At 59.3% G+C, this 661-nt stretch carries 2 protein-coding genes; one reads left to right on the top strand and one right to left on the bottom strand.

Annotated features, from left to right (window positions below; all coding sequences use genetic code 11):
• On the bottom strand, nt 1-284 hold a 284-nt coding region (locus AC1DY5_RS57860; protein ID WP_478123074.1), incomplete at its 3' end, for a hypothetical protein.
• 74 nt (nt 285-358) lie between these two features.
• Between AC1DY5_RS57860 and AC1DY5_RS57865 the strand changes: the two genes are divergently transcribed.
• Nucleotides 359-661, top strand: a 303-nt coding sequence (locus AC1DY5_RS57865; protein WP_478123075.1) for a hypothetical protein, incomplete at its 3' end; no start/stop codon positions are given.

Raw genomic sequence — 661 nt, forward strand, 5'->3', positions numbered from 1 at the left:
GTTTTATATCCAGTATGAACGAGCCGCCCCCGTTTGCCGAACTTTACTGCCGCTCGAACTTCACCTTCCTTGTCGCCAATATCGGCTCGATATTTAAGCCAATACCGAATAAATCGAGCCGATATTCGTGAGCCGATTCCAAGGAGTAGCCTCGTGAGCGAGGCGCCCGAGGGACGAAAATCGGCCAGGACCAGCCCTTCCGCTGAGAGCGCCAATGCCAGTATCGGCTCGATATGGTGAGCCGATACGGTGGAAATCGAGCCGATTTCAGGACCAGCGGCCATGAGGTGCCGGACTCCGGCAACAATCGGCCAAGACCGGTCGTTCGCATTCGCCTCAGATTCGCAGTGTCCAGTCCGTGAAGGATGGCACTGGCCTGCGCCGCTTGCCTGAGCAGACCTGTGGTGGCGCGTGCGCGGCTTGCCTGGGCGCGATCGGCCGCTTCGCGAAACAGTTGCTGGCTGCGTCGGCTCGATTGAAGCAGCGCCACATCGGTGAGTTCAAGAAGCGTGATCCGCAGAAAGCACACCAACTCGACCATCTGCCGCGTGGCCGGCGTCAACTATCTTGTCCGCCGTGTTGCCTCACGGAGAAATGTTACCCGACCGGTGGTCCCGGTTTCGGGGGATTTTTTCAATCAAGAGGGAGGGGAGCCGTGGGG

The organism is Variovorax sp. P4_D9 (assembly GCF_056401695.1).